Consider the following 24,099-nt stretch of genomic DNA (forward strand, 5'->3'; position numbering starts at 1 on the left):
TTTGGGATGTATAGACCACTTCTACTTATTCATACAGGCATTTAGTGTCTTTGCCAAAACCAAACTGGTATAGACATCTATACTTTTTGTTGTATAATGAGAATAACAACGCAACAAAGGAGCGGATACGCATGAACAGCACACCCATCATTTTGCTAGGGGGCACCATCTATGGGGAAGACGGGGTCATTCCAGAAGGCTATTTAAAAATCGAGAACGGATTGATCTCCTCTATGGGCAGTAAAGAAGAACTATCTTCGTTGGAAGGCTGCGAAGTGGTCCATGTGCCTGCGGATCATGCCATCATCCCAGGCATGATCGATGTTCACATACACGGAGCAAACGGAGCCGATACAATGGACGGTACGAAGGAAAGCCTCGATGTCATGGCAGCCATCCTTCCAGCGGAGGGGACGACCAGCTTCCTTGCCACCACGATCACGGAGAAGAAAGCAGCCATCGAGGTTGCCTTGAAAAATGTTCGTGACTATATGGAAGGACATCAGCATGCCGGCCAGGCAGAAATCCTCGGCATCCATCTGGAAGGACCATTCATCAACCCTGGGCGCGCAGGTGCCCAACCCGTAAAGAGCATCTTGACACCGGACCTTGATGTGTTCATGGATTGGGAGCGATTGTCCGGTGGGACCATCAAGCTCGTCACTCTGGCCCCTGAACTCGATGGAGACCACGCCCTGATATCCTACCTGCATAGCAGGGGGATCGTCGCCTCGGCGGGACATACGAGTGCAACCTATGAACAAATGGAGAATGCCATCGATGCGGGGCTCTCCCACGTGACTCATCTCTTCAATCAGATGAGCGGGCTGCATCACCGGGAACCCGGTGTCGTCGGAGCCGCTTTTGCCCGCCCGGAACTGATGGTCGAACTGATTGCCGACGGTGTACACGTAAAACCCGAAGTCGTCAACATTGCTTACCGACAGGTGACGGATGAACGCTTCATCCTCATTACCGACTCCATGAGGGCAAAATGCCTGAAAAATGGACAATACGACCTTGGTGGACAGATGGTCACAGTAAAAGATGGAGTGGCCTTGCTCGATCCAGATACCTTGGCAGGAAGCGTCCTGAAAATGGATCATGCCTTCACAAACGTCCAGGACTTCACGGGGGCCGGCATCGTAAATGCCATCAGGATGGCCTCTGAGAATCCAGCCAGGCAGCTTGGTGTATTCGACCGCAAAGGAAGCCTGAAGACCGGCAAAGATGCAGACATCGTGATGATGGATGCATCACAGAAGATCATGGCGACTTACTGCAAAGGAACACTCGCATATGAAAGGAAGGAGGATTCCCATGAAACTGATTGAAGTGAAGGATTACGACGAAATGAGCCAGCGGGCAGCAGACTGTATCATCGAGAAGATCCACTCAACCAAAAAACCCGTCCTTGGTCTGGCAACCGGCGGAACTCCGAAAGGACTATATGAAGCCCTGATCCATGACCATGAACAGAACGGAACAAGCTATGGGAATGTGACCAGTTTCAATCTTGATGAATACATCGGCCTCCCTAAAGAGGATCCGAACAGCTATTATCACTACATGGGGTCGAATCTGTTCAATCATATTGATATCCCGGAAGAAGCCGTTCATTTACCATCCGGTACGAAAGAAGATCTTGAAGAAGAATGCATGGACTATGACGCCACGATCGAGAAGACGGGTGGAATCGACCTCCAGCTTCTTGGCATCGGGGAAAACGGGCATATCGGATTCAATGAACCTGGAACGTCATTTTCTTCAGGGACACATATCGTGGACCTTGCCCAATCTACCAGGGAGGCCAATGCCCGCTACTTCGATTCCCTCGATGAAGTGCCAAAACGCGCCATCACGATGGGGATCGCCACGATCATGAAAAGCCGGGAGATCGTTCTTCTGGTTTCAGGCAAGGCGAAGCAGGAAGCGATGAAACGATTGTTCGAAGGAGACATCACGGAGGACTTTCCCGCATCCATCCTCAATCAACACCCGCACGTTACGGTCATTGCAGATGAAGAAGCCCTCGGATTGGTCCATCAGCTGAAAACGATCGGTCAAAAATGAAGAAGAGGCATCCTAGTAGACGGATGCCTCTTTCTTATCAGCGATTAATAAGATAATGGTGGGACGAAAGCGAGGTAAATCCTACCCTTCTCGTACACCCCTATGGCTGGTGTATTGCTTTTAACCACTTGTGATCAAAAATGACTGATGAATGAATTTTACATTATACTGCGAATGGAATAGTCATCTTACACCGACGATTAATATTTTTTCATTTTTGTATTGCAATCTTTCCACTCTGACGTTATACTATAAAAGTATCCTCAGTGAGGACATACATACATATTCTTCATGGGGCATTAGCTCAGCTGGGAGAGCGCTACGCTGGCAGCGTAGAGGTCAGGGGTTCGAGCCCCCTATGCTCCATACTTACAAAAAGATGAACCCAATGGGTTCATCTTTTTTCTTTGACGCACTGTATTCATCCATTTTGAGAATGGATTCTTCCTCCTTCTTCGGCCAGCCACTTACCGGTGACCCAATCGGCTTCGAGAGCATCCGCATAGTATACATCTACTCGTAATCCTATTCCTTTCCACGGACTTCTTACATTCACCGAGCGGAAATGGGTTTCAAGCCCCGGAATCGAATAAGCTTTAGGTCCGGGCAACAGCTTCTCCACTTTTGCTCGTTCCGCTGAAGTTCTAAGAGCCAATTGAATGACAGGTTCCCTGGCTTCTTCATCGTATACCCACTCGAACTTAGGACCCCTTGGGGAATGGCATTCTATTTGCCCACTTTGATACTCCACATCAGTCGTCGGAAGAATGAAAGGCCATTCATGACCTGGATAGCGATAGAGTGCCGTTCCCTTTGAGAGGTCTTGCTTTAGCCCTTCCCATTGCCTTCGAGGAAGCATATTGACGGGGAGATTGACCCCAATATGATCAATACCACTTACAATTTCTCCTAAAAGGTCTTTCACTTCCTCTATCGTCAGAGTCCCGTCATCCACAGTGGATGCAGATCTAGTTAATAATGGCGAAAAACGGCCCCCCATAGATGTTTCGATAGGGATTCCTGCATTCCTGTATGAGAACGGCTCCACTCCCTCACCCTCCAACCAGATTCCTGGTCTGTCCACTTCTGCTCTTCTCAGCATGAGCACAGGTTTTGCCCCCATCGGCGTAACGCTGAATTGAATTCCCTCTTTCCCCTCTACTCCAAGTCCCTTGAAAAATCCGTACAACTGCTGCGATTCCCTGCATTTCTCCGGAAGAACCAGATTCACCCTGTCTACTCTCACACTCAACACCCTTTCTACGATCAGTATGAGCCATCGGAGAAGAATGGTCCGGTCATTTTGGGTCGGGTTCTGACAGGACCCTGTATTACTTTGTACACGCTTCACTAAGAGCGTTCTCACATGTTGTATTGTCGATCATACTGGGTTGATGCATTGGAATGCTCTTATTAAGCTTTTCCTTTTTACATACACAACGCCCCCATCCGACAGTCCCCTCTTCCCATCGCTCCTCTATCGACCCTCCATGCGTATTGACAGCATAAAAAATGCCCAAGTCCGTTTAGGTGAACGGCCTTTGGGCTTGACTACATGGTTTATGCTAGGAGGTAACAGGTCCCATTTCTTCCCCGATCTATCCCCTCTTTCTTCTATTATAATTTAGCTCCTTTTAAAACCTGATCATGCCATGATAAACAAAGGTCGATCAGTCGGGCTACAAAGGATATGACGGTCTTGATAAAAACTATGACAAAAAGGGTATAGACGCCGATATATACATAATCATCCGTTGAGGGGGCCGATTGGTCAAGATTGACTGGACTTTTCAAAACCTCTTGATGAAGGACAAAGAGTAGGGTCAGCTGTATGATAGGAGCAAAGATCCTTACTCCTTTCTTCCTCACCATGATGGCAACAAGCTGATCAATGATCCCCACTGCTACACAACTCATAATCAGAACCGAGGAACGGTCACTCCCCCCTTGGAGGAACGACTTAGCACTGTATTCTTCTCCACTATTGTAAATCGCAATGAAGATGCTCCCATACTTTTGGAACTGATAGATGAGTGTAATGAGTAACCCTGTTAATACTAACGCAACAATCACATTGGTTTTTGTCCTTTGTAGGGAACCTTGTTTCCTATTGATCCACATCAGGTTATTGATGTCCCTCTTCTTATCGTAAAGCTTCAGTGATAGCCAAAGAACTATCAAACCTGGAAGGAATGAAAGTACGGTCAGTTTTCCAAAGTAGACGAATGGAAATATGAAAATATCCACCTTGAACAGACTGGTCACCAAACCGAACCCCACTATGATGGAGCACAGGATGAGGCTGTAGCGAATGAAATAATCTTTGAACCTTCTTTTTTTCTTGTCGTCCTCTATCCTAGGTTCATATTTCCCTTTAGATGTACTCATGGCATACTCCTTTTAGCAGCAGATTTTCAAAATCCGGGACTCCTCAAGGTTTTTCAATCGGTAGGTCACTTCTATAAGCGACTTCGATCGGTCTTCTTTATATATAAAAAGTTTGTATCAGATCTCACCCCTCCAAAAAAAAGCACATTTTACCATTTTTTCGTTATCAAAAGTATAAAAAAGCATCCTTCAGATGTAAATCCCATCTATCCAAAACAGACCTTTTGGCCCATTATAACGTAACTGATGGTTTTAAAACGTATGTAGCCGATGCATTGGTTCACGTTGACATAAATAAGAACAAGTAGGGGTGGGTTCCCATTCGCTTAACTTCCTATCATGGATTCTATACCAGAAGGAAATTCTCACACAAAACCCAGCCATAAAAACGGTATCGTCTATGGCTGGGTTCATTGCCTATCTAGTTTGCTGGTTCCATTGGATTTAAGCGACTGGCTTTGTCCGATCACTAGATCCAGCCAATTAACCTCGGTTTATTGTAGCTATCTCTCTAATTCAAAGGTTGAACGTTCCGGATCTAATGGGCTTCGATCATCCTCCATCTCGCTGCTTGAGTAACCCCGACTTCACCAAGCTCGACTTCCTTGGTCATGGGATCTTCCGAAGGACGAAGCGATCGTCCACTGTTGATGGCGTTGAGGCTGTATGAACCATCTCCATGCGGGGTCAGCCTCCACTGCTGATTTTTGTATCCCAGGTAGTCCCATAGCTGAACCGCATCACCCTTCGAACTTCCCGAGGCGTCAAGTGCCTTGCCCGTGTCTGTAGTCGTCACCTTATAGCCTCCTTCAGGGAGAGCGTGAAAATCCCATAGCTGAAGAGGACGCCCCATCACCACCTTGGACCCGTTCTGTGCTGAAGGATTAGTGGATAGTCCACGGCTACCTTCCTGGATAGCATAGGTATCTATGCTATCCACAATCGTTTCTCCAACGAGCTTGCCTCCTTTGCTTTTTGCCGTGATGATGCTACGACCGCTCCCCTTCAACGTAATCTCTGCCTCTCCTTTTTTCGTTTCCTTCACGGCGACCACTTCCTGATTGGAAGACGACCAAGAGATGGCGGATTTAGAGGTTGGTCTGACTGACAGGGTATGGGATTCACCTCTCCGCAAGGCTATGCGGTCATGATCCATCTGCAAATGGTCTTTACCGCCTTCTTTCCACACATTTTTCAAAGGATGCACATTGAACTGATGGACCTTCACCTTCCCGTTTGTGACCAGGAGGCTCATTCCGTCACTCGCCCCATCAGGGAAGATGAGGTTCGAGAAGGCAACCTCCCCGTCCCCTGCAAATACCTCCACTGAAGACCCATCCACAAACATCCGCAGTTTCAGACGTCCATCGATGAGATCAAGCTCCGCTTCATGCCTTTTGGAAAATTTATCGGAGAAGTCGATTTCTCCGGATTTGGAGCGATCGAAGTAGATCTTCCCTTCTGACCGGTTAAAGCCAATCATTGTCTCTTGGTCACGGGATTTTCTTAGTCCGATTTCAAAGGCTGTATCTTCCCCGATCATCTCAAGATCGGCTACGATTTCATACGCAATCCCCGTTTCTTGGCTGAGCGGATCTTCGGAATCAGGGGTCAAGGTGATCCCCCCAAAGGTTTTGGTGCCGTCCCTCAAACCCTTTAGTTCATCCACTTCACTTTGCACCATCCTGACATCACCTGAAGCGTTTGTTTTTAAACTCCATTCACGCGGAAGGCTCATCTGTCCGTTCCACGGGGAGGTCGGGTAGGCGAAGGGATAATCCCAATTGCTCATCCATCCGATGGAAATCCGGCGACCGTCCTCGTCCGGGATATCCGCGAAAGACATCGTCGCATACATTTCCTTCCCGAATTCCTGTTTCAGCACCGTTCCTGCTGGATGATCGCTTACGAATTTCTCCCCATCGAATGAACCGATGAAATACTCTGTATCGGACCCTTCCGTTTTGGGATTCGCCCCCATGCTGATGGAAAGGACCCACTTTTGATTGTCTTCATCACCATCTACAGGCAACTTGAAGAAATCTGGGCATTCCCAAACTCCCCCTCTAACATAGTCACCGTATCCAAATGACTCGATCATTTCCCAATCAAGGAGATTCTTCGAGGTAAAGAATCTGATGTGGTCCCCACCGGAGATGACCATGACCCATTGATTCCTGTCTTCATCCCGAACCACTTTCGGATCCCGGAAATCCCAACCGGCACTGCCATAAAACTCTCCTATGTTCGGAATGATCGGATTCCCATCATAGAACTGCCACGTTCTCCCCTTGTCCCTGCTATAGGCCATCCCGACCTTCTGATCTCCATTTGGTTTTGAGGGATTGAAAGACGTATAGTATGCGATCATTCCAGAGCCCTCCACAGGGAATAGACCAGTAGAATTATCGTGGTCGATCACAGCAGATCCGCTCCAAGCGTGACCCATCTCATTCCAGGGGATGGCGATGGGCAGCCTCTTCCAATGGACCAAATCAGTGCTCACGGCATGCGCCCACTTCCCCCCGTCTTGATGAAATAGGTGATACTCCCCCTCGTAATACACGAGCCCATTTGGGTCACTCGCATACCCCCTTGCTTGGCTATAGTGATATTGTGGACGATACAGCTCGTTGAAATAGTCTTCATGCGGCGTTGCATACACATTCTGAAAGATGGCACTGCCGTTATAGGTGTTCAAACCGAATCTCCCTCCGGAATAGGCAGTATCAGTCACGTCGATGACCGGTTCGTCGTATCATCCACATATACTTTGATGGAGGATCCGACAGCGTGGAGCTCGACGTGGTGGGTCGCGCCAGGAGCAAGGTCACGCTCCATCTCCCCGATGGTGCGATCCCCTTCCAGATCAAGAAGTCGAACCCGTCCAAGGTTCGGATCGAGCTGAAGCATATAGCCGGAAACACCGTTGCTCCGGAAGATCAATCCAGCCGTTCCGTAGGGGGAATCCTCATGGATGGTTACATCCCCTTCCAAGATAAAAACATCCTCTTTGGTGGTGGACATGCGGAAGGCATTGTCTTCTCCATCACTACTCCCAATCACCCCCTGCAGGTGCGAAAGCCACTCTCCCCGTTCCGAAGTCCAGCCTTCAAGGTTCCCCTCCAGCCCGCTCACCCTCACATCCTGTAATACGGTTCCTGTATCAGCTGTGACCCCCAGGTATCCTTCAGACGGGTCCAAGTGTTCTTCGATGAGGAGCGGCTCGTCCCCTTCCTGCCAAAAGACCTTCACCTTCTCACCTTCATCCACGATCTTGACGTGGTAGAGGATATCTTCCTGAATCTTGACCGATACCGATTGAAGGGTCTTTTCACTCTTACTATCCATCAACAGGATCTGATCTCCCTTTCCGTCGACTTTTATTCTCAATCCTTTCCTTCCTGCTGCATCACCCCTGAAGATCAGTGATGCCGACGAGGCGGCTTGATTCAGATGCAGCCTGGCCTCAAATGCCACACTCCCCGCCTTCGTTGCAGACATAAGGGGTCGATCTCCCCCTTCTGATTCTAGACCATCCTTCGTCAGCTTCCAGCCCTCCAACTCCACACCATCAAGGTTCGAACGCCACTCGTTCACGGTTGCCTGGCGGAAAAGACCTTTCCCTTTATCAACAAGGAATCCGTAATGTCCCGTGATGGCACCGGTCTTCACTCTGTCCATTACCTGTTGGCCATCCACCCACAGACTTGTGGTTCCACGTTCGGTTCTCAGCATGATGGAATAGTCCTTTTTGGACTTGAGGGTATGCCTCACCTTTTCCAGGACCTTTTCATCGCTCCTGGATATGAGGGAGATACCATTCCCCTTCACATCTAATTGAACCTCAAATCCCCCCACTCCCCGTTCATCTGCCCCTAGGAGGAAGGAGGCGAGTTCTTCAGCGGTGATGGTTGATTCATACTCTGCATATCCTCCCCGCTTATCCACTGACACCATGAGCGCCGGGGATTTTTTCATGGCTTCCCCCTTCATTTTTCCTTCCTGCTCCTGCTTCCATTTCCCCGACAGCTGGGTATAGCCGAAGATGACATTGCCCTCCTTTGCGGCCGAACTACGTAATCCGGAATACGTCCATAATGAGCACAGCATCAGAATGACCCCCATCCATTTGAATTTGTTCATCATCATTCTCCCTCCCATTTATTAAAGCGCTTACATTAACACTTTATCAAACAGAAGGCTGACCGGATTCTACTCATTTCGGAACATGACGTTTAATTTTTTCCGATAAAAAAACGTCCCGGCTATGCTTCCGGGACGTTTCGCACCTTTTAAGCCGACCTGCGCTGCATGGCAAGGGCCGGGTTGTTCCAATTCTGGATCCAGTTTTTAATGGCCGTGATGATGATGATCAGGCCGAGTATGAGCATCACGATGGAAAGAATCCCATTGAGCACATTGTATCCAGACGCCGCTTGATTCAAGTATACGTTCTTGACCATCCAGTAGCCGGCATAATTGACGGTCACATACAGATAGGCAAGCGGGATCAAACAGGTGAGCATGTATCTTCTCTTGTCCGCGACCTTGAGGATGATGGTCGCTCCGATGATCAGTCCAATCGAAGCCATGAGCTGATTGGATACCCCGAAGAGGGCCCAGACGGAACCGATATCACCCGAGAAGAGAAGATATCCCCACAGGAGGCAGGCGAGGGCACTCGCAAAGATGTTACCAGGTATCCAATCCACCCGCTTCAGCGGTTTGTAGAATGCTCCTCCGAAGTCTTGGATCAGGTAACGTGCCACCCGTGTACCGGAATCAATCGCCGTCAAGATGAACAGGGCTTCAAACATGATGACGAATTGGAAGAAGAACGAAGCCAGTTTATCGAACCAGGCAATGTCGGTGAAGATATAGGTCATCCCGACCGCGAGCGTGACCGCACCGCCCGTCCTTCCTTCAAGATTGAGCCCGATTTCTTCACTCAGCTTCGGAAGGTCGACCGTGGACATCCCGAGCGTCTTGAAAACTTCCGGAGTGGCGTTGATGGCGAAGTAGTCACCCGGATGAAGGGCAGTGGCCGCAACCAATGCCATGATCGCCACCACACACTCCACCAGCATCGCACCGAAGCCAACCGATTTGATATCACGCCAGCGGTCAAGCATCTTCGGTGTCGTTCCCGATCCGACGAATGCATGGAATCCGGAAATGGCACCGCAGGCAATAGTGATGGAAATGAACGGCCACACCGGACCATTCAGGACAGGACCTCCTCCGTGGATGAATTCTGTAAAGGCCGGCATCTGAATGGAAGGATTCACAACGAACACTCCCGCAATCAGGGCTACGAAAACCCCGATTTTCATGAAGCTGCTCAGATAATCACGCGGTGCCAGAAGCAACCAGACCGGCAGAGCCGCTGCAAAGAATGCATAGATTGGAAGAATGATGGATAGCGTCTTCACATCAAGTGTGAGCAGATCCCCAAGCTTGGTATCCTGGATGTAAGGACCCACGAAGACAGCAAGCATGATGAGTAGGAACCCGACGATGGAAGCACCCTTCAGGTTACCTGTCTTGCGGTGATATAGACCGACACCCATGGCAATCGGGATCGTGATCCCAACAGCGAACGTTCCCCAGGGATTCCGCTCCAGCGCATGAAGGACGACCATGGAGAGACCCGCCATCGTGATGGTGATGATGAACAACATGGCAAGCCCCGTACAAAATCCCGCTACCGGTCCAAGCTCCTTTTTGGCGACTTCAGCAAGGGATTCACCGTTTTGCCGCATGGAAGCAAAAAGGACGACGGCATCATGGACGGCCCCTCCGATCACGGCACCGATCAAGAGCCAAAGCAGGCCGGGCAAGTATCCGAACTGGGCGGCCAGGATCGGTCCAACCAAGGGACCTGCAGCAGCGATGGCTGCGAAATGATGCCCGAATGTCACCCATTTACTGGTCGGGACATAATCCTTTCCATCCTCCAGCTCATGGGCCGGGGTCTTTCTCTTTTTCTCCATTTCTTCTAATTTCAAGACTTTCACAGCCATGAATGTACCGTAAAGCCGGTAAGCAATCATCAGAATACAAATCGAACCGATCACCATCGTAATGGCATTCATCTCTCAAACCTCCCGTTGACGATTAAGTAGGTTCACTATATCAAATAAAACGCTTACTGCTAGCGTTTTCATTATGAGAGACCTGCAAATCGGATTGACCTGCAGAATTCGAGGGTTGAAATGCATCAGAAGCCGATCAGCTGCTTCAGCTCTTTCACATAGGTCCGGCTCACGGGTACTTTGGAGCCGTCTTTCATGATCAGGTTGTACGTTGAATTGAACCAGGGCTGTATCTCTTCAATGCATGTCAGCTGGATGATATAGCTTCTGTGCACCCTGAGGAAAGCAGGGGAGTCCAACCGTTTCTCCACCACGGATAAGGGCTCCGGTATCTGATAGACCGAGTCCACTGTCTTCAGTTCGGTTCTCCCTTCTGACGTACCGATATACACGATTGCGTCTTTATCAATCAGGAAGATCCTCTCATCCGTCGCGATGGCGAACTTCCCTGTATCGAGGTTCGGCCTGCTTTTCTTTTCTTCGACGGGTATCGACCGCTGCATCATCGACCGCACCTTGGCAATTGTCTGACGCACGCGCCCCTCCCCGAACGGCTTCAACAGATAGTCCACTGCATTCAGTTCAAAAGCTTCCAGGGCAAACTCATCATACGCCGTTGCAAAGATGATAAAAGGAGGCTGATCCATCTTGTTGATCTCCGTCGCCAGCATAAGGCCGCTTTCCTCGGACAGCTCGATGTCGAGGAACAGGATGTCGGGCCTATGTGAGCGGATCTGCTCCAGGGCATCTTCCACGTCCCCTGCTTGTCCAGTGACTTCCACCTCATGGGTGCGCTTCAGTAGGTAGGCGAGCTCATCCCTTGCGAGTGGCTCATCGTCTACTATAAATGCATTCAGCTTCATGATTGCAAACCTCCTGTACTCTCATAGGGAATCCGGATGGATATCTCCGTACCCGTCCCTACTTTACTCGTGATGACAAATCGTGCGCGGTGACTGTAGATGCCATCCAACCTTTCCATTATGTTCACAAGCGCCGTCCCTGTCCCGTGCTTGGATGCGACGGTTTTGTTCCCGAGTATCATGCGCTTTTCTTCGGGAATCCCATTCCCGTTGTCCGAGACCCTTATATGGAGGTCGCTCCCCTCGATCGTGATCCTCACGAGGACATCCCCCTTCTCCCTTCTGCGGGTGAAGGCGTGACGGATGCTGTTCTCGACGAGAGGCTGGAGGACAAACGGGGGCACGAGCCTTGCTTCAAGTCCCCGCTCCACTTCCCATGAAACCTCGTATCGATCGGGAAATCTCGCCTGCTCAAGGGAAAGGTAGGCTTTCACATGCTCGATTTCCTTCTCAAGAGGAATGACCAGATTCCGGGCTCCCTGCAGATTGCTGCGGAAGAAGTGACTGAGCTCCTGCAGCAGCTCCCTCGCCTTTTCCGGCTGTGTCCGGCAGAGGACGGAAATCGTGTTGATCGAGTTGAATAGGAAATGCGGGTGGATCTGCGCCTGAAGGGCCTTTACTTCAGCGTCCTTCAGGAGCTTCAGCTGCTCTTCGGCATCCGCATGCTCAAGCTGCGTCGAGAACAGCTTGGCCAACCCCTCTGCGAGCTGCTGCTGCACTTCCGTCAGGGATGCAGGATCATGGAAGTACAGTTTCAACGTTCCCACCGTTTCCCCATGCACTTTCAACGGAAGAACCACTGCAGCCAAAAGGGGGCAGTCTTCATTCCGGCACAGGATTTCCTCCCTGCTCTTCGCCATGAGGACCTCCCCTTGCTTCAATACTTTTTTCGTCAGTTCGGTGGCGAATCCCTTCGTTGGCTTGTGGTGATCCTCAGCAGACCCTACATGGGCCAGGACCCCTTCAGAATCTGTGATGGCAATTGCATCGGCCTCGGTCAGGTCAAGCATGATCCTGGCAACTTCCTGACAAGATTCTCCGTTCAATCCCTTACGAAAATAGGGGAGCGTCCGGTCAGCAATCGTAAAAGCTTTCGTTGTCTGCAAGGCCCTCGTCTTCTCCTGCTCCCGTACGATATTCTGGATGATCAGCATGAACAGGAGCATCCCGAGTCCATTCACGACGATCATCGGGAATGCAATGACCTCAACCAGCCGGAAAGCTCGGCTGAAGGGATCTGTTAAGGCAAGGATCAGAAGCATCTGAATCGCTTCCATCGATACCCCCACGCCAACTGCGTAACCGGCCGTAATGGATTTTCTTTTTTTCCTCCATAGACCAAGATAGCCTGCCGCGCCCCCTGCCAGTACCGCAGAGACGGCACAGGCAGTGGCGGTGAATCCCCCAAGGAAGTAGCGGTGGATCCCCGATATGAGACCAACTCCGATCCCCACGACGGGACCTCCGAGGAGACCCCCTATCGTTATCCCCATGATCCGTGTGTTGGCGATGGCGCTATCCGGCTCCACTTCCATCAGCCATGTATTGCCCGTGATGGTTTCCGGAAAAATCTTTATGCCGGTATAATTGCTCACAACGCCGAGGAGGCCGAAGATCAGGATCAACAATACTTTATCCCTTCCCCCTTGATGTTGTTCAATGAGCTTCCTGAATGATTTCACTTGCGAGAACAAGAAGGCGGCAATGAGGACGATGCCTACTCGCTCGATCATCAGTGGAATGAGGTGGATCATGTCCCCCCTCCTTTCAGTCGTTTATGCCTATCTATCTTACGTCATCCTTCACTCTCCGACAACGGGAAAATAAAAGGCTTTCATTAACACTTTAACCCCTCACTTGAATCAGTGAGGGGTTTATTATCAAAAAATCAGCTTATCATTCTTCGGGTTTTATGCTCCCGTGGGGAGATTGTGGCAAGCATCCCAGCAAAAATCAGGATGATACCTGCCCATTGAAATCGATCCGGCCGGAATCCTGACAGTAGGATATCAAGTAAAATTGCGACAGCGGGATCAATGAAAACCATGAAGGAAATGGTCTTGGCTGTCAAATGGCGTAGACTTTGAAAGAATAACAGGTACACAAAACCGGTGTGCACCACCCCTGTGAAAATTGAATACCCCCATTGCTCTCTACTTAGAGAAAAATAAACTGTGTAATCAACGAAGGGCAACAAGATAAGGAGCCCTATCACCATCTGGAGGAAGGTGACCAAATACAGGCTTGATTTCGTCATACTTTTCCCTAACAACATGGTGGCGGCATAGAAAAAAGCAGCCATCACCCCCCATGCTATCCCTTCCCCGCCCAAGACGGGATGGCCACCGGCTTTCAGTCCCATGATGGAGATTGTACCGATGAAACAAAGGGAGAGGGCAAGGAACGTCCGCGTGGTCCACTTCTCCCTGAATAAGAACCTCCCTGCTATCAGGACGAATATGGGAGCAAGATGATACAGGGAGATCGCAATCGTTACGGATGTTTTTTCAAAAGATGCGTACAGACAGATCCAGTTTAATAGATTTGCCACGGCGCATAATAAGATCATGCCCATTTCTCTCCGGTCCAACTTATCCATTCCGCCCTCTCGCTTAACAAGCCAAACAACAAACAGGAGCAGGGCTGCACACAGAAGGCGGACGGCAATCAATTCTATGTATGGCAATCCGGTGAGTTTCGAGAAAAAACCGACGGATCCAAATAAGGCCATCGCCAAAGCGAAACGGAGCAATGAAGCTTGATGCATTCTGGCTTCCTCTTTTCTACGGATGTGCCGGTAGCCCATCCCTTTTCAAAATGTTGTTCCACATAAGCTCAGGGATGACAAGTCTATGCCGACCATTCCGGGGGAGAAACGTATTGATATCACTCTGACGTCCACTTTGCACCTTTTCCATCCAGTCAGGCTCCATCAGGATTTCCCTTCCCAATCCAAACAGGGGCACTCCTTTTTTAATGACGGCAATGGCTTCATCAGGTGTATGGATGGACCCGAGGGTGAGAAAGCTTGTCCTTACTCCAATAACATCACGGAAAATCTCGGTCCGTGTCATGTTCAAGGTCGATCCGCTTCTCGGCATGGACCATACATTCTTTACGGAAAGATGGAGGTACGATAACCCTTTATCTGCCAATGCATCGACTAGTTCGATCGTATCGTCCATTTTCAATCCCGATTTCTCCGGTTCTTCCGGGGAGAAACGGTACCCGATAATAAATCCTTCCCTAGCATACAGGTCACGTACCCGCTTGATTTCATCAATGACTGCTTCTGCAAACCTCATCCGCTTCAATCGTGTCCCACCCCAGTGATCGGTTCGATGATTGGAAAATGGAGAGAAGAACTGCTGAATCAAATATCCGTTGGCTCCATGGATTTCCACTCCGTCGAAACCAGCTCGGATGGCGATATGAGCAGCTTGTCCAAAATCCCTGATCGTCTCCAGGATTTCCTCGTGCGTCATCTCTCTGGGATGATATTCCCATCCACATCTTTCATACACTGTTGCTGTTACACCGCTTGGGCTGACGAGGGGCTCCCCATGGGTATACCCCGGAAGACTTTCACTCCCACCGTGATGTAATTGAAGGATCGCCTTAGCTCCCTTCTCCTTGATGATGGTAGAAAGCTTCGTTAGACCATCGATTGCTTCCTCCCCATATGCTTTCATCTGTCGGGGAAAGCTGGTGGCGACGGGGGAAATGGCGGCTGCAGCCGTGATGAACATCCCTGCCCCCCCAGCCCTTCTACCGTAATAAGCAAACTCTTCTTCTGACACTCTGCCATCCTCACACCCTGAATAGGTCGTCATGGGAGCGATCACAAGCCTGTTCTTAAGAATCGCATTGGGTGAAAGTACATAGGGTGTCGTCAATTCAAGATACTGATTGTTCAATTTCATCCATCTCCTATCTGGTTTTTGTTCTATTAATAGTGTATTCTTCTATTTAACATAAGGGAAATGAATGTTAATTATCTTTACCATTAGAGATTTTCATGTATAACATTATAAGGAGCGTGCTCACTTGAATTCATTTCAACTCAAGGTGCTATTAAAAGTAATAGATAACGGAAGCTTCACCAGGACAGGGGACCAGATTGGTTTAACCCAGTCCGGCGTCAGCCATATCATCACAGCGCTGGAGAACGAACTGGGCATCGCGTTATTACACAGAGCTCGTACTGGATCTTCATTGACGGCAGAGGGGCAAACTGTTATTGCCCATATGCGGGAAATTGCTGGCCACATGGAACAGATTGAACAGAAAGTGGCTGCCCTCAATGGATTGACCATTGGGAGACTGTCAATCGGGAGCTTTCCCAGTTTTTCTGCACGGTATATTCCTACATTGCTTGCGCTATTCAAGGAACAGTTCCCAACAATTGATGTCCACCTTTATGAAGGAGGATATGAAGACATCCGCAAGTGGGTCCAAGATGGAACGGTCGACATCGGATTCACCGCCCTTCCTGTTCATAAAGTGGATTTCATCCCCTTACTGGAAGACCCCCTTTATGTAGTGATCCCTAAAGGACATTCCTTTTTTGGTAGAGGCACAGTCCATGTAGAAGATATGACCGGCCAATCGTTCATTATGCTACGCTCGGGATGCGAAACACTTATCGAGGAAGCATTTAAACAACATGGCGTCTCCCCATCCATCTCGTATGATATCAAGGACAATCAGACCGTCATTTCAATGGTGTCCAAGAACCTTGGCATTAGCATCATGCCCAATCTTGCACTTCCTGAGGAATCGATGGATCTCTACTATGCATCCCTCGAACCGCAATTGGTAAGGAACATCGGTTACATTACAAGGAAGGGAAAAGCCCCTTCTCCTCTAGCGTTGGAGTTCATGAACATAATCGATCATTGTTTTCCTGATCATTAACGTCTTTTAAAAGACGGTTAAACGTATGGATTAAGAAAGCTACAGGAATCATGCACCCGTCTATCTCTACAAGAGTGGACTCTCGGGCGCACCTCAATATTCCTCTATCGATAGATCAAAAGGATTAAAGATCCATCATTTGGGTATATGGTAATTGTTTCATAATCAGTTTGTCGAGATACATTCCTTGTATCCATTTGCTACCCCACAGATGTCATGCATCTTGAAAGCTGAGAACCACACTCTTCCATTGCGAATACAGTAACATTGAGACTCTGTTAACCTGAGATCAAGGAATGCTATGAGGGAGAATGATATGCTATTGACTAAAGAAAAACCCAAGAAATTAATTAGATTTATTTTGCTATTTTTCCCAATTCTCATGGGTATTATGGGCACCACCACTTTAGTTGTACTTGTAACATGGTTAATCCCGCCCAAAGACCTCCTATCCCAACTTCCTGCCATTATTCTTATCGCTATTGTCATTTATGTCCCCTGCATCATCTCCCTCTTGGTCCGTTACTCCTTCTTCAAGAAGGAGGAGGGCTCCTGAGGATGGAGGAGGCATCTGCTTGACGATTCATTTCCATCATGACACCGTAGCACTAAGAAAAGGTTGTAACACATCGATTCAGAAATTGAAATCAGGAGGAAACCTATGAATAGTAAGCGGATGCTGGTGGTTATCCTCTCCACATTAATCATAGTCGGATGCAACCAACAAACAACCAAACACGTCAAAAAAGAAGAACCAAAAGAAGTCAGCCTCGACCCCACCAAGCTGCTTCCCATCGGCACGGTGGTCAAGCTTTCAAACATGGATAAATCGGTGATGATCTACGGCTACAATCAAATTCAAGTAAGTACAAAAAATCAATTCGACTATATTGGGGTTCCATATCCCGAAGGCAATATATCTGCTGATTACAACGTGTTTTTCAACCGCAATCTAATTGAAGAGGTCTTACATAACGGCTACGTCACGGATGAGGATAAAAAGATCCGAGAAGAAGCCGATCGTGAGGGGAATGCGTATTAACCTTCCTGTAATAACCACACCATCGCCCAATAACCTGAAAAAGGAGAATGTGGACCGTCCACCATTCTCCTTTTCTTTTTCCTTGTATAGCCCCCACCTGTCAGGAAAGCGGCTGAAATTCAAACCGGTCCACAATGATCTCCATTCCTTCAGCAGGAGCTTTTCCGTCCATGAGCCACAGGTTGATGCCCACTTTTTCTCCCCTGCTGTCCGGGACGTCCCCTGTGTATTCCCAGTCCTGGATCTTGAACCACTCAAGCGGCGACGGCAGGTCCATGTAATGCCCGTGCAGGGACATGAACCGTATGCTACGGGGCGTCCACTTGAACGTGTGGGTCGAACAGTTTCCGTTCAATTTCATGGGGAACGAGTGGAGATTTCCCGGTTCTGAATAGGGCTGTACTACATACTGCGCGTTGTGGCCTCCCGGATTTCCCCATTTGGCAAATTCGATATCGATTTCACGATGGTGTTGCTCAGGTGAGTTTTCATCATAGGTGAATAAGCCAAGTACACCGTTCAGGTCCATCCGGTCCGGTCTTCCTTCCAGCCAAAACCGGTACGTCCCATACCCCAGTGTCTCGCTCAGCGTCACCTCGGCACATCTCCATGTGTTCTTGTGTTTCGTGATTCGTAAATGAAGACGTCCATCCCGGTCCACCCCTGCATTTTCCCCGGCAAAGTAATTCGGTCCAGGTCCGGTCTTCCTTGCACCGTTCTTCACGATCCACTCATATCCGCTCCACTGCAACGTCTTTTTAGTCAACTGTAGTCCCCCTTCTTTCATTCCTTACTGGTATCGTATGAAGGAGCTCTTTGATCCGAAGGGGTGTTTGTCCCGTCTTCCATCACATTCTGCGATTAGGTTTATCGTCATGGGTCATTGGGTACTGGGTTTACAGTAAATTATTGGATAACCTTGTCCACGGAATCCCTACATACGAGATCCACCCAAAGGAGATGAAAGCATGAAGAAAAGATGGTTATTCCCCCTTATTCTAGTGTTCATTCTTTCTGGATGCCAGAGCGAAAAACAGCCCGTCGGGAAGAAAGAAAAAGCGGCACCAGCGGCACCCCAGGAGACCAAAGTGGAAAAGGTGTCTTCCCAAACAACGGAAGAACTGATTGACCAAACGAACGGCGAGATCTATGAGAAGCATATCCCTTCCGATGACAACCAAAACGCGGCCAGATCCGCTTCAGAGGATGCAGCATATGAGTATCTCGATCACATCAAAAAAGAAGATACCGGGGACTGGGATGCGGAACGATGGGCGGCCTCCATCACCGAGAATCTCAGGGCCGGCTATAAGGAAAAAGCAGGAGAGCTAAAAAACTATGAGGTGGTATTTGATGAAATCAAGCTTCCCGATGGACGCCTCCTCCAGGACGTCGACCTTGAAGAACTGACGGAAGAACAAAAAGAAGTCAATATTGCACTCCTCATCGACTCCAGTGGCAGCATGAAAGCGGAAGTGGACGGTGAAAGCAAGATGGAACTGGCAAAGGAAAGCCTTGAAAACTTCGCCGGTGAACTTCCCGAAGGCGCACATGTCTCCTTGATCGCCTTCGGCCACAAAGGAACCGGATCGGACAGCGATAAGGAAATGAGTTGCAAAGCCGTTGAATCCTTTTATCCGATGGAGGAATATGACAAGGGGAAATTTGCAAGCGCCTTGGACGGGTTCGACCCTAAAGGATGGACTCCACTTGCTGAAAGCATCCTCCTTGCCAATGACCAGTTCTCGAAGGATGCCCAGAACTTCATCTACGTGGTGAGCGATGGCATCGAAACCTGTGACGGCGACCCTGTCGAAGCCGCGAAGAAAGTGAAGAAAGACAATACCGACGTCCAAGTCAACATCATCGGCTTCGACGTCGACTCCAAAGCCGACGACCAGCTTAAAAACGTCGCACGGGCAGGAGGCGGGAAGTACACTTCCGTCAAAACGAAACAAGAGCTCAAAGACATTGAAACCTCCTGGAAGGACAGCATCAGCGAAGGGACGTGGATCTGGTGGAAATCAGGCAACTTCAGCAACAATATCTGGACATCCGTCGATCATTATAATAATCTTCGTGACCTTTACAGTTCTTACCTTACTATGAGGAATCTCGAGCACGACCGATTCCTTGATGCAGTCAATGCCCTTTTAGACGATGAACTGATTGACCTGGACAAGAAACAGGAAATCCTTACGATCTTGGATGAACGAAACCAGAAAATCAAGGATTACATGAGCGGTTTGGAATCAGATAAAAAGGACGAAATCGAAGAAACGTCCGATGATCTGAAGAAAAAAGTGGATGAGATCGAGAAAAAGTTCAGAGACTGACCCCGGAAGTGCCGTTCAAGCGGCACTTTTTTTCATTTCCAGCTTAACTTGGCTAATGGGAATTCGTGAAAAACCCCGCATTCCTAAATGGATAATCATGGTATAATGTTTTTCATACATAAAGGAGGAATCCCAGCATGACCACCTATCCGACATTCACCACAACAAGACTCACTCTCAGACAGCTCCACCAAAAAGACGCACAGGCCCTCTTCACCCTTTACACTTCACCCGAGGTGCTGACCTACTTTGGCATGGAGCCACTCGAATCCATCGCCAAGGCTGAAGGGATCATCGAAGCGAGACAGGAAGCCGCAGGACTTGCCCCTATGCGCTGGGCCATCACCGATCAGGGGGACAACCTCATAGGCACATGCGGCTTCCATGCAACCTCCGTACCACACAAACGCTGTGAAATCGGCTATGATCTCTTGCCAATCCACTGGGGGAAAGGGTATATGACGGAAGCTTTACAGCCCGTCATCGACTATCTGTTCCGTGAAGTAGGTGTCGTCAGGGTCGGCGCGGTCATCATTCCGGAGAACGCGGGATCTTCACGCGTCGTGGAGAAGCTTGGATTCACAAGGGAAGGACTGCTCCGTGACTACATCATGCAAGATCAGCTGTCGCATGATGTATACAGCTACAGCATGCTGAAGAAAGAATGGGCAGACGGAGTTATGAGTTAACCCCGATTCGGCAATAATGGTCAGTGCAGATAAAAAGGAGCTGGTACCCATGCAACAACTCATCCACGGCTTTTTGCGCTGGCCGCTTGTCATCCGGATCTTGATCATGGCCCTTGCCGTCATGAGCACCTGCGGCGTCATGATCCACTATCTCGAACCGGACACCTTCCCCTCATTTTTTGACGGGATCTGGTGGGCCGTCATCACCACTTCGACTGTAGGATACGGAGATTTTGTCCCCAAGACGGCTGAAGGGAAAACCCTGGGCATCCTTCTCATCCTGGTAGGGGCAGGGTTTCTCTCTACCTACTTCGTCATGCTGGCAACGGAGACCGTGACGACTCAGAATGGATATATGGAGGGGAAGACCGCTTATAAAGGCAAGGGGCACGTCATCATCATCGGGTGGAACGAACGCACCCGTGAAATCATCCATCAGCTCACATCCCTGCAATCAAGCTGCGATGTGATCCTCATCGATGATTCCCTTCAGAAGAATCCTTATCGCAACAACCATGTTCATTTCGTCAAAGGTTCACCCTTCAAGGACGCCATCCTCCAAAAGGCCAATTTAAGTGAAGCAAAAATCGCCCTTGTCACATCAGATCAGAACAAGGACGAGATGACGTCGGATATGAACACGATCTTGAGTCTGCTTGCCATTAAAGGAAACCAGCCTTCCCTTCATACTGTCGTGGAAGTCCTTCAGAAGGACCAAGTGGAAAATGCGAAGCGGGCCGGAGCGGATGAAGTCATCCAGACGAATATGCAGACCAGCCTCGTCATGATGAACAGCATCATCTCCCAAGGAATGTCTAGAACGATCCTTAAGCTCTTGAATCATCTGAAAGGCAACAACCTGAAGCTGATCTCCGTCATGGATGAGCACGCGGGGTCGACCTTCCAGTCCCTCAGCGCCCAATTACTGAAGGAAAGAGTCATCCTTTTAGGCATCAAAAAAGGGGAAAACACGTTAGTGAATCCCCCCATGGACGTTGTGGTAGAGACCACAGACGAACTGCTTGTTATATCCAATTAATGAAGCAGGGACTGCTCGAGTTCTTTCACGAGCTCCCTGCCTACTTCGATATATTCTTCAGGAAAGCTGGCATCGGAATCTTGGGGCTCCGAGAACTGATTGAAGGACCCCGACAGATTCCCGGTGGAAGCATGGTCATCCAGTCCTATCTGATATTTATGGGACAGGAGGAACGGCTTCCCGAATTTGACCGTCGCCCCCCTTGAATCCAACTGACCATCCACCGAAGTGAACGGCAGCCTCAGGAACTGATACCCCACTTCATCATCGATCTTATAATCGAAATATCCATGATCATAATCCCAATTCCCACCGATGGAGTATCCCAGGGGCTTCAACTCCTGCTCCAATTTGTAAAGCTGATAATGTTTCCCTTCAAGGCTTGATGAAATCTCGATCACATCATCCATCCCCTTTCATTTTAGGGATAGTTTCTCCTTATAGCGGGAAAACATGTAGGTCTTACAGGTTGACTGCCACATCGTATTCCTTCAACCATTCATTCACCTGGATCAAGTAATCGAATAACGACTTCACCATGGTCGTGGATTGTTCTTTGTCATCGATCATGGCACGCACTTTATCCGCATCGATCAAGTTGAGGATCGGTGACTGTGGATCATTCAGGATCGACAGCATCCAGTCTTTCACGCCTTCATAGTAGGCCTCATCCTTCGTACTCGGATACGCACTCTTCCTCCGATTGCGCACATCGTCCGGAAGATAATCCTTCAGTGCACGACGCAGGATTCCTTTTTCGATATCATCCACATTTTTCATTTCAAACGGGATGTTCCAAAGATACTCCACTAGGCGATAATCACAGAATGGCACACGCACTTCAAAGCCTGTCATCATGCTAGCACGGTCTTTCCGGTCGAGCATGAACGGTAGGAAACGCGTGATGAACATGAAGGACATCCTTCTTTGCTTCGCCTCGATGTCGGACTCTCCTTCAAGGACCGGAAGCTCCTTCAGTGCTTCCTGATAGCGCTGTTTGCGATAGTCCTCTATATGGAGCTGGTCGAGAAGATCGTCCTTCATGACGTCAGCGATCCCACCAATATTGAGTAGCCATGGGAAGACGCCCGCGTCCAGATATTCCTCCTGATGGAACCAAGGATAGCCGGAGAACACTTCATCTGCCGATTCCCCTGATAGAGCGACGGTAGCCGTCTTTTTCATTTCGGTGAACAGGAGATAAAGGGACGTCTCGATTTCACCGACTCCAGGCAAGTCCCTTGCTTTCATCGGAGTCAACAGGTTATCAACGAGCTTTTTCGCGTCAAAGACGATGGACGTATGATCGGTGCCCACATGTTCCGAAACACGTTTTACCCAAGGTTCGTCAAGATCCCTGCGCAGGAAGTCCTCCTCGAAATCCGCTTCGTTATTCACAAAGTCGATGGAATAAGATGACAGGGTCTTATCTCCGTATTCACGACCGGCAATTGCAGTCAAGCCACTGGAATCCAGTCCACCGGATAACATCGTGGTGAGCGGCTTATCCGCGATAAGCTGACGTTTCACTGTATCTTCAAGGATTTCCTTGATTGTATTGACGGTTGTATCCATATCATCCGTATGTTTCTTGCTTTCAAGGGTCCAATATTGGACGTCTTTTTTACCTTGTTCATTGTAGATCATGTAATGACCGGCACGGACTTCACTGATATTCTTGAAGATCGCTTGACCTGGTGTTCTCATAGGTCCCATGCCGAACAGCTCGGAAAGTCCTGTTTGATCGATTTGTGCATCTACCTCCGGATGGGCAAGTAGCGCTTTGATCTCGGAACCGAAGAGCAATCCATTTCCCTCTTTTGTAAAGAAAAGTGGTTTCACTCCTAGATGATCACGCCCAAGCATGAGTTGTTTCTTCTCTTCATCCCAGATCCCGAATGCGAAGATCCCGTTGAAGTGACGAACACACTCTTCTCCCCACTCAAGATAAGAGTGAAGCAAAACTTCTGTATCAGAGCTTGTGTTGAAGGTGTGACCTTTCTCCGTCAATTCTTCTTTAAGCTCCAGATAGTTATAAAGCTCACCATTATAAGTAAGAGCGATTTGATGATGGTTGTTTTGATAAAGCATGGGCTGTTTCCCGCCATTCGGGTCGATTACGATGAGTCTACGATGACCAAGGGCTGCATTCTCGCTCACCCACGCACCTTCTGCATCCGGTCCCCTATGTTCAATGGCATCGGTCATGGATTTTAAAATATGCTGTTGTTCTCGTAAGTCTTTTTTCCAATCAATCCACCCTGCAATTCCACACATTTCTATACGCCTTCTTTCTCGAATGTTAAACCGATCGCTCGGTCTAACAAGATGGTAAACCCTCTCCTTCAACGCAGTCAAAGAAAGATATTCCGTTTTAACGAAATGGCATCCATGGTCTATGGACGCTTCCATCATTATCCTAAAGATGTGTGCCTGCAGTCTTACTGATCCACGCTTCAAAAAGACATAGGTTTCTTACAACTTAAGGTAAATAACTTTACGGGACACGAATGAGTTTCGAGCAAAGTCGCTATCATTCACTACGTTCCTTAAAAGGCTGTTCATGTGAAAAATCCAGGGAAACGTTCTTCCCCCGTGCAGACCCTCTCTTTTCATGGTGGAAGGCACTTCCGTATCGCTGACGCTTGGTCTCA

20 protein-coding genes and 1 tRNA gene are annotated in these 24,099 nt (G+C 48.9%); 8 read left to right on the plus strand and 13 right to left on the minus strand.

Annotated features, from left to right (window positions below; genetic code table 11):
- Positions 1 to 131 precede the first annotated feature (131 nt).
- From nagA to K6T23_RS16835, 3 genes are all read left to right on the plus strand, one after another.
- Positions 132 to 1,334 (plus strand): N-acetylglucosamine-6-phosphate deacetylase, encoded by a 1,203-nt coding sequence (nagA, locus tag K6T23_RS16825; protein ID WP_238281886.1) that lies wholly within the window; start codon positions 132 to 134, stop codon positions 1,332 to 1,334.
- The gene (nagB, locus tag K6T23_RS16830; RefSeq protein WP_238281888.1) at positions 1,321 to 2,073 is read left to right on the plus strand and encodes a glucosamine-6-phosphate deaminase; all 753 of its coding nucleotides are present in this window, start codon (positions 1,321 to 1,323) and stop codon (positions 2,071 to 2,073) included. Before nagA ends, nagB begins: the two co-directional genes overlap by 14 nt.
- A gap of 293 nt (positions 2,074 to 2,366) precedes the next feature.
- Positions 2,367 to 2,439, plus strand: a tRNA-Ala gene (locus K6T23_RS16835).
- Positions 2,440 to 2,494: 55 nt separating this feature from the next.
- Here K6T23_RS16835 and K6T23_RS16840 read toward each other — a convergent pair.
- From K6T23_RS16840 to K6T23_RS16880, 9 genes are all read right to left on the minus strand, one after another.
- The gene (locus K6T23_RS16840; RefSeq protein WP_238281890.1) at positions 2,495 to 3,424 is read right to left on the minus strand and encodes a hypothetical protein; all 930 of its coding nucleotides are present in this window, start codon (positions 3,422 to 3,424) and stop codon (positions 2,495 to 2,497) included.
- Positions 3,425 to 3,690: 266 nt separating this feature from the next.
- Complete coding sequence (locus tag K6T23_RS16845; RefSeq protein WP_238281891.1) at positions 3,691 to 4,461, minus strand: hypothetical protein; 771 nt, start codon at positions 4,459 to 4,461, stop codon at positions 3,691 to 3,693.
- Positions 4,462 to 4,999: 538 nt separating this feature from the next.
- Positions 5,000 to 7,162 carry a GH32 C-terminal domain-containing protein gene (locus K6T23_RS16850; RefSeq protein WP_238281904.1) on the minus strand — a complete coding sequence of 721 codons (2,163 nt, stop codon included), beginning with the start codon at positions 7,160 to 7,162 and terminating at the stop codon, positions 5,000 to 5,002.
- 32 nt (positions 7,163 to 7,194) lie between these two features.
- The gene (locus K6T23_RS16855) at positions 7,195 to 8,613 is read right to left on the minus strand and encodes a hypothetical protein (protein ID WP_238281907.1); all 1,419 of its coding nucleotides are present in this window, start codon (positions 8,611 to 8,613) and stop codon (positions 7,195 to 7,197) included.
- Positions 8,614 to 8,756: 143 nt separating this feature from the next.
- Positions 8,757 to 10,559, minus strand: coding sequence for a carbon starvation protein CstA (cstA, locus tag K6T23_RS16860; RefSeq protein ID WP_056541188.1), 1,803 nt, complete (start codon positions 10,557 to 10,559; stop codon positions 8,757 to 8,759).
- 125 nt (positions 10,560 to 10,684) lie between these two features.
- Positions 10,685 to 11,422, minus strand: a complete 738-nt coding sequence (locus K6T23_RS16865) for a LytR/AlgR family response regulator transcription factor (protein ID WP_056541186.1) — start codon at positions 11,420 to 11,422, stop codon at positions 10,685 to 10,687.
- Positions 11,419 to 13,176, minus strand: coding sequence for a sensor histidine kinase (locus K6T23_RS16870; protein WP_238281909.1), 1,758 nt, complete (start codon positions 13,174 to 13,176; stop codon positions 11,419 to 11,421). Before K6T23_RS16870 ends, K6T23_RS16865 begins: the two co-directional genes overlap by 4 nt.
- A 134-nt stretch (positions 13,177 to 13,310) precedes the next feature.
- Complete coding sequence (locus tag K6T23_RS16875) at positions 13,311 to 14,189, minus strand: DMT family transporter (protein ID WP_079515688.1); 879 nt, start codon at positions 14,187 to 14,189, stop codon at positions 13,311 to 13,313.
- Positions 14,190 to 14,205: 16 nt separating this feature from the next.
- Positions 14,206 to 15,339, minus strand: coding sequence for an NADH-dependent flavin oxidoreductase (locus tag K6T23_RS16880; protein ID WP_238281921.1), 1,134 nt, complete (start codon positions 15,337 to 15,339; stop codon positions 14,206 to 14,208).
- 130 nt (positions 15,340 to 15,469) lie between these two features.
- Between K6T23_RS16880 and K6T23_RS16885 the strand changes: the two genes are divergently transcribed.
- Entirely contained in the window at positions 15,470 to 16,339 is an 870-nt protein-coding gene (locus tag K6T23_RS16885) for a LysR family transcriptional regulator (RefSeq protein WP_238281923.1), read from the plus strand.
- A 165-nt stretch (positions 16,340 to 16,504) separates the two neighbouring features.
- Here K6T23_RS16885 and K6T23_RS16890 read toward each other — a convergent pair whose 3' ends face one another.
- Entirely contained in the window at positions 16,505 to 16,828 is a 324-nt protein-coding gene (locus tag K6T23_RS16890) for a hypothetical protein (protein WP_238281926.1), read from the minus strand.
- 172 nt (positions 16,829 to 17,000) lie between these two features.
- Here K6T23_RS16890 and K6T23_RS16895 point away from each other — a divergent pair, with 172 nt between their 5' ends.
- Positions 17,001 to 17,381 carry a DUF4176 domain-containing protein gene (locus tag K6T23_RS16895; protein ID WP_238281927.1) on the plus strand — a complete coding sequence of 127 codons (381 nt, stop codon included), beginning with the start codon at positions 17,001 to 17,003 and terminating at the stop codon, positions 17,379 to 17,381.
- A gap of 100 nt (positions 17,382 to 17,481) precedes the next feature.
- Here the strand turns inward: K6T23_RS16895 and K6T23_RS16900 are convergent, their stop codons facing one another.
- Positions 17,482 to 18,147, minus strand: a complete 666-nt coding sequence (locus tag K6T23_RS16900; protein WP_238281929.1) for a glycoside hydrolase family 16 protein — start codon at positions 18,145 to 18,147, stop codon at positions 17,482 to 17,484.
- Between the two features lie 202 nt (positions 18,148 to 18,349).
- On the opposite strand from K6T23_RS16900, the gene K6T23_RS16905 reads away from it, so the two are divergent.
- The 3 genes from K6T23_RS16905 to K6T23_RS16915 all read left to right on the plus strand — a co-directional run bounded on the left by K6T23_RS16905 (position 18,350) and on the right by K6T23_RS16915 (position 21,445).
- Positions 18,350 to 19,717, plus strand: coding sequence for a vWA domain-containing protein (locus K6T23_RS16905; protein ID WP_238281931.1), 1,368 nt, complete (start codon positions 18,350 to 18,352; stop codon positions 19,715 to 19,717).
- 137 nt (positions 19,718 to 19,854) lie between these two features.
- Complete coding sequence (locus K6T23_RS16910) at positions 19,855 to 20,406, plus strand: GNAT family N-acetyltransferase (RefSeq protein ID WP_238281932.1); 552 nt, start codon at positions 19,855 to 19,857, stop codon at positions 20,404 to 20,406.
- A 49-nt stretch (positions 20,407 to 20,455) separates the two neighbouring features.
- Complete coding sequence (locus K6T23_RS16915; RefSeq protein WP_063191372.1) at positions 20,456 to 21,445, plus strand: potassium channel family protein; 990 nt, start codon at positions 20,456 to 20,458, stop codon at positions 21,443 to 21,445.
- Here K6T23_RS16915 and K6T23_RS16920 read toward each other — a convergent pair.
- Both K6T23_RS16920 and asnB read right to left on the minus strand, forming a co-directional pair.
- Entirely contained in the window at positions 21,442 to 21,846 is a 405-nt protein-coding gene (locus tag K6T23_RS16920) for a YugN-like family protein (RefSeq protein ID WP_053429405.1), read from the minus strand. The genes K6T23_RS16915 and K6T23_RS16920 overlap by 4 nt on opposite strands.
- A 61-nt stretch (positions 21,847 to 21,907) precedes the next feature.
- A complete protein-coding gene (gene asnB / locus K6T23_RS16925) occupies positions 21,908 to 23,722 on the minus strand; it encodes an asparagine synthase (glutamine-hydrolyzing) (RefSeq protein ID WP_238281933.1) in 1,815 nt (604 codons plus the stop codon).
- Between the last annotated feature and the right edge of the window lie 377 nt (positions 23,723 to 24,099).

The sequence above is a fragment of the Rossellomorea marisflavi genome (genome assembly GCF_022170785.1).
In the GTDB taxonomy this organism is placed as follows: domain Bacteria; phylum Bacillota; class Bacilli; order Bacillales; family Bacillaceae_B; genus Rossellomorea; species Rossellomorea marisflavi_B.

Bases quoted from the DNA above. Each gene is read 5' to 3' on its own strand.
- nagA (WP_238281886.1), top strand. From the start codon at position 132: ATGAACAGCACACCCATCATTTTGCTAGGGGGCACCATCTATGGGGAA.
- nagB (WP_238281888.1), top strand. From the start codon at position 1,321: ATGAAACTGATTGAAGTGAAGGATTACGACGAAATGAGCCAGCGGGCA.
- K6T23_RS16845 (WP_238281891.1), bottom strand. From the start codon at position 4,461: ATGAGTACATCTAAAGGGAAATATGAACCTAGGATAGAGGACGACAAG.
- K6T23_RS16855 (WP_238281907.1), bottom strand. From the start codon at position 8,613: ATGATGATGAACAAATTCAAATGGATGGGGGTCATTCTGATGCTGTGC.
- cstA (WP_056541188.1), bottom strand. From the start codon at position 10,559: ATGAATGCCATTACGATGGTGATCGGTTCGATTTGTATTCTGATGATT.
- K6T23_RS16865 (WP_056541186.1), bottom strand. From the start codon at position 11,422: ATGAAGCTGAATGCATTTATAGTAGACGATGAGCCACTCGCAAGGGAT.
- K6T23_RS16870 (WP_238281909.1), bottom strand. From the start codon at position 13,176: ATGATCCACCTCATTCCACTGATGATCGAGCGAGTAGGCATCGTCCTC.
- K6T23_RS16875 (WP_079515688.1), bottom strand. From the start codon at position 14,189: ATGCATCAAGCTTCATTGCTCCGTTTCGCTTTGGCGATGGCCTTATTT.
- K6T23_RS16890 (WP_238281926.1), bottom strand. From the start codon at position 16,828: ATGACAATAGCGATAAGAATAATGGCAGGAAGTTGGGATAGGAGGTCT.
- K6T23_RS16895 (WP_238281927.1), top strand. From the start codon at position 17,001: ATGAATAGTAAGCGGATGCTGGTGGTTATCCTCTCCACATTAATCATA.
- K6T23_RS16905 (WP_238281931.1), top strand. From the start codon at position 18,350: ATGAAGAAAAGATGGTTATTCCCCCTTATTCTAGTGTTCATTCTTTCT.
- K6T23_RS16910 (WP_238281932.1), top strand. From the start codon at position 19,855: ATGACCACCTATCCGACATTCACCACAACAAGACTCACTCTCAGACAG.
- K6T23_RS16915 (WP_063191372.1), top strand. From the start codon at position 20,456: ATGCAACAACTCATCCACGGCTTTTTGCGCTGGCCGCTTGTCATCCGG.
- asnB (WP_238281933.1), bottom strand. From the start codon at position 23,722: ATGTGTGGAATTGCAGGGTGGATTGATTGGAAAAAAGACTTACGAGAA.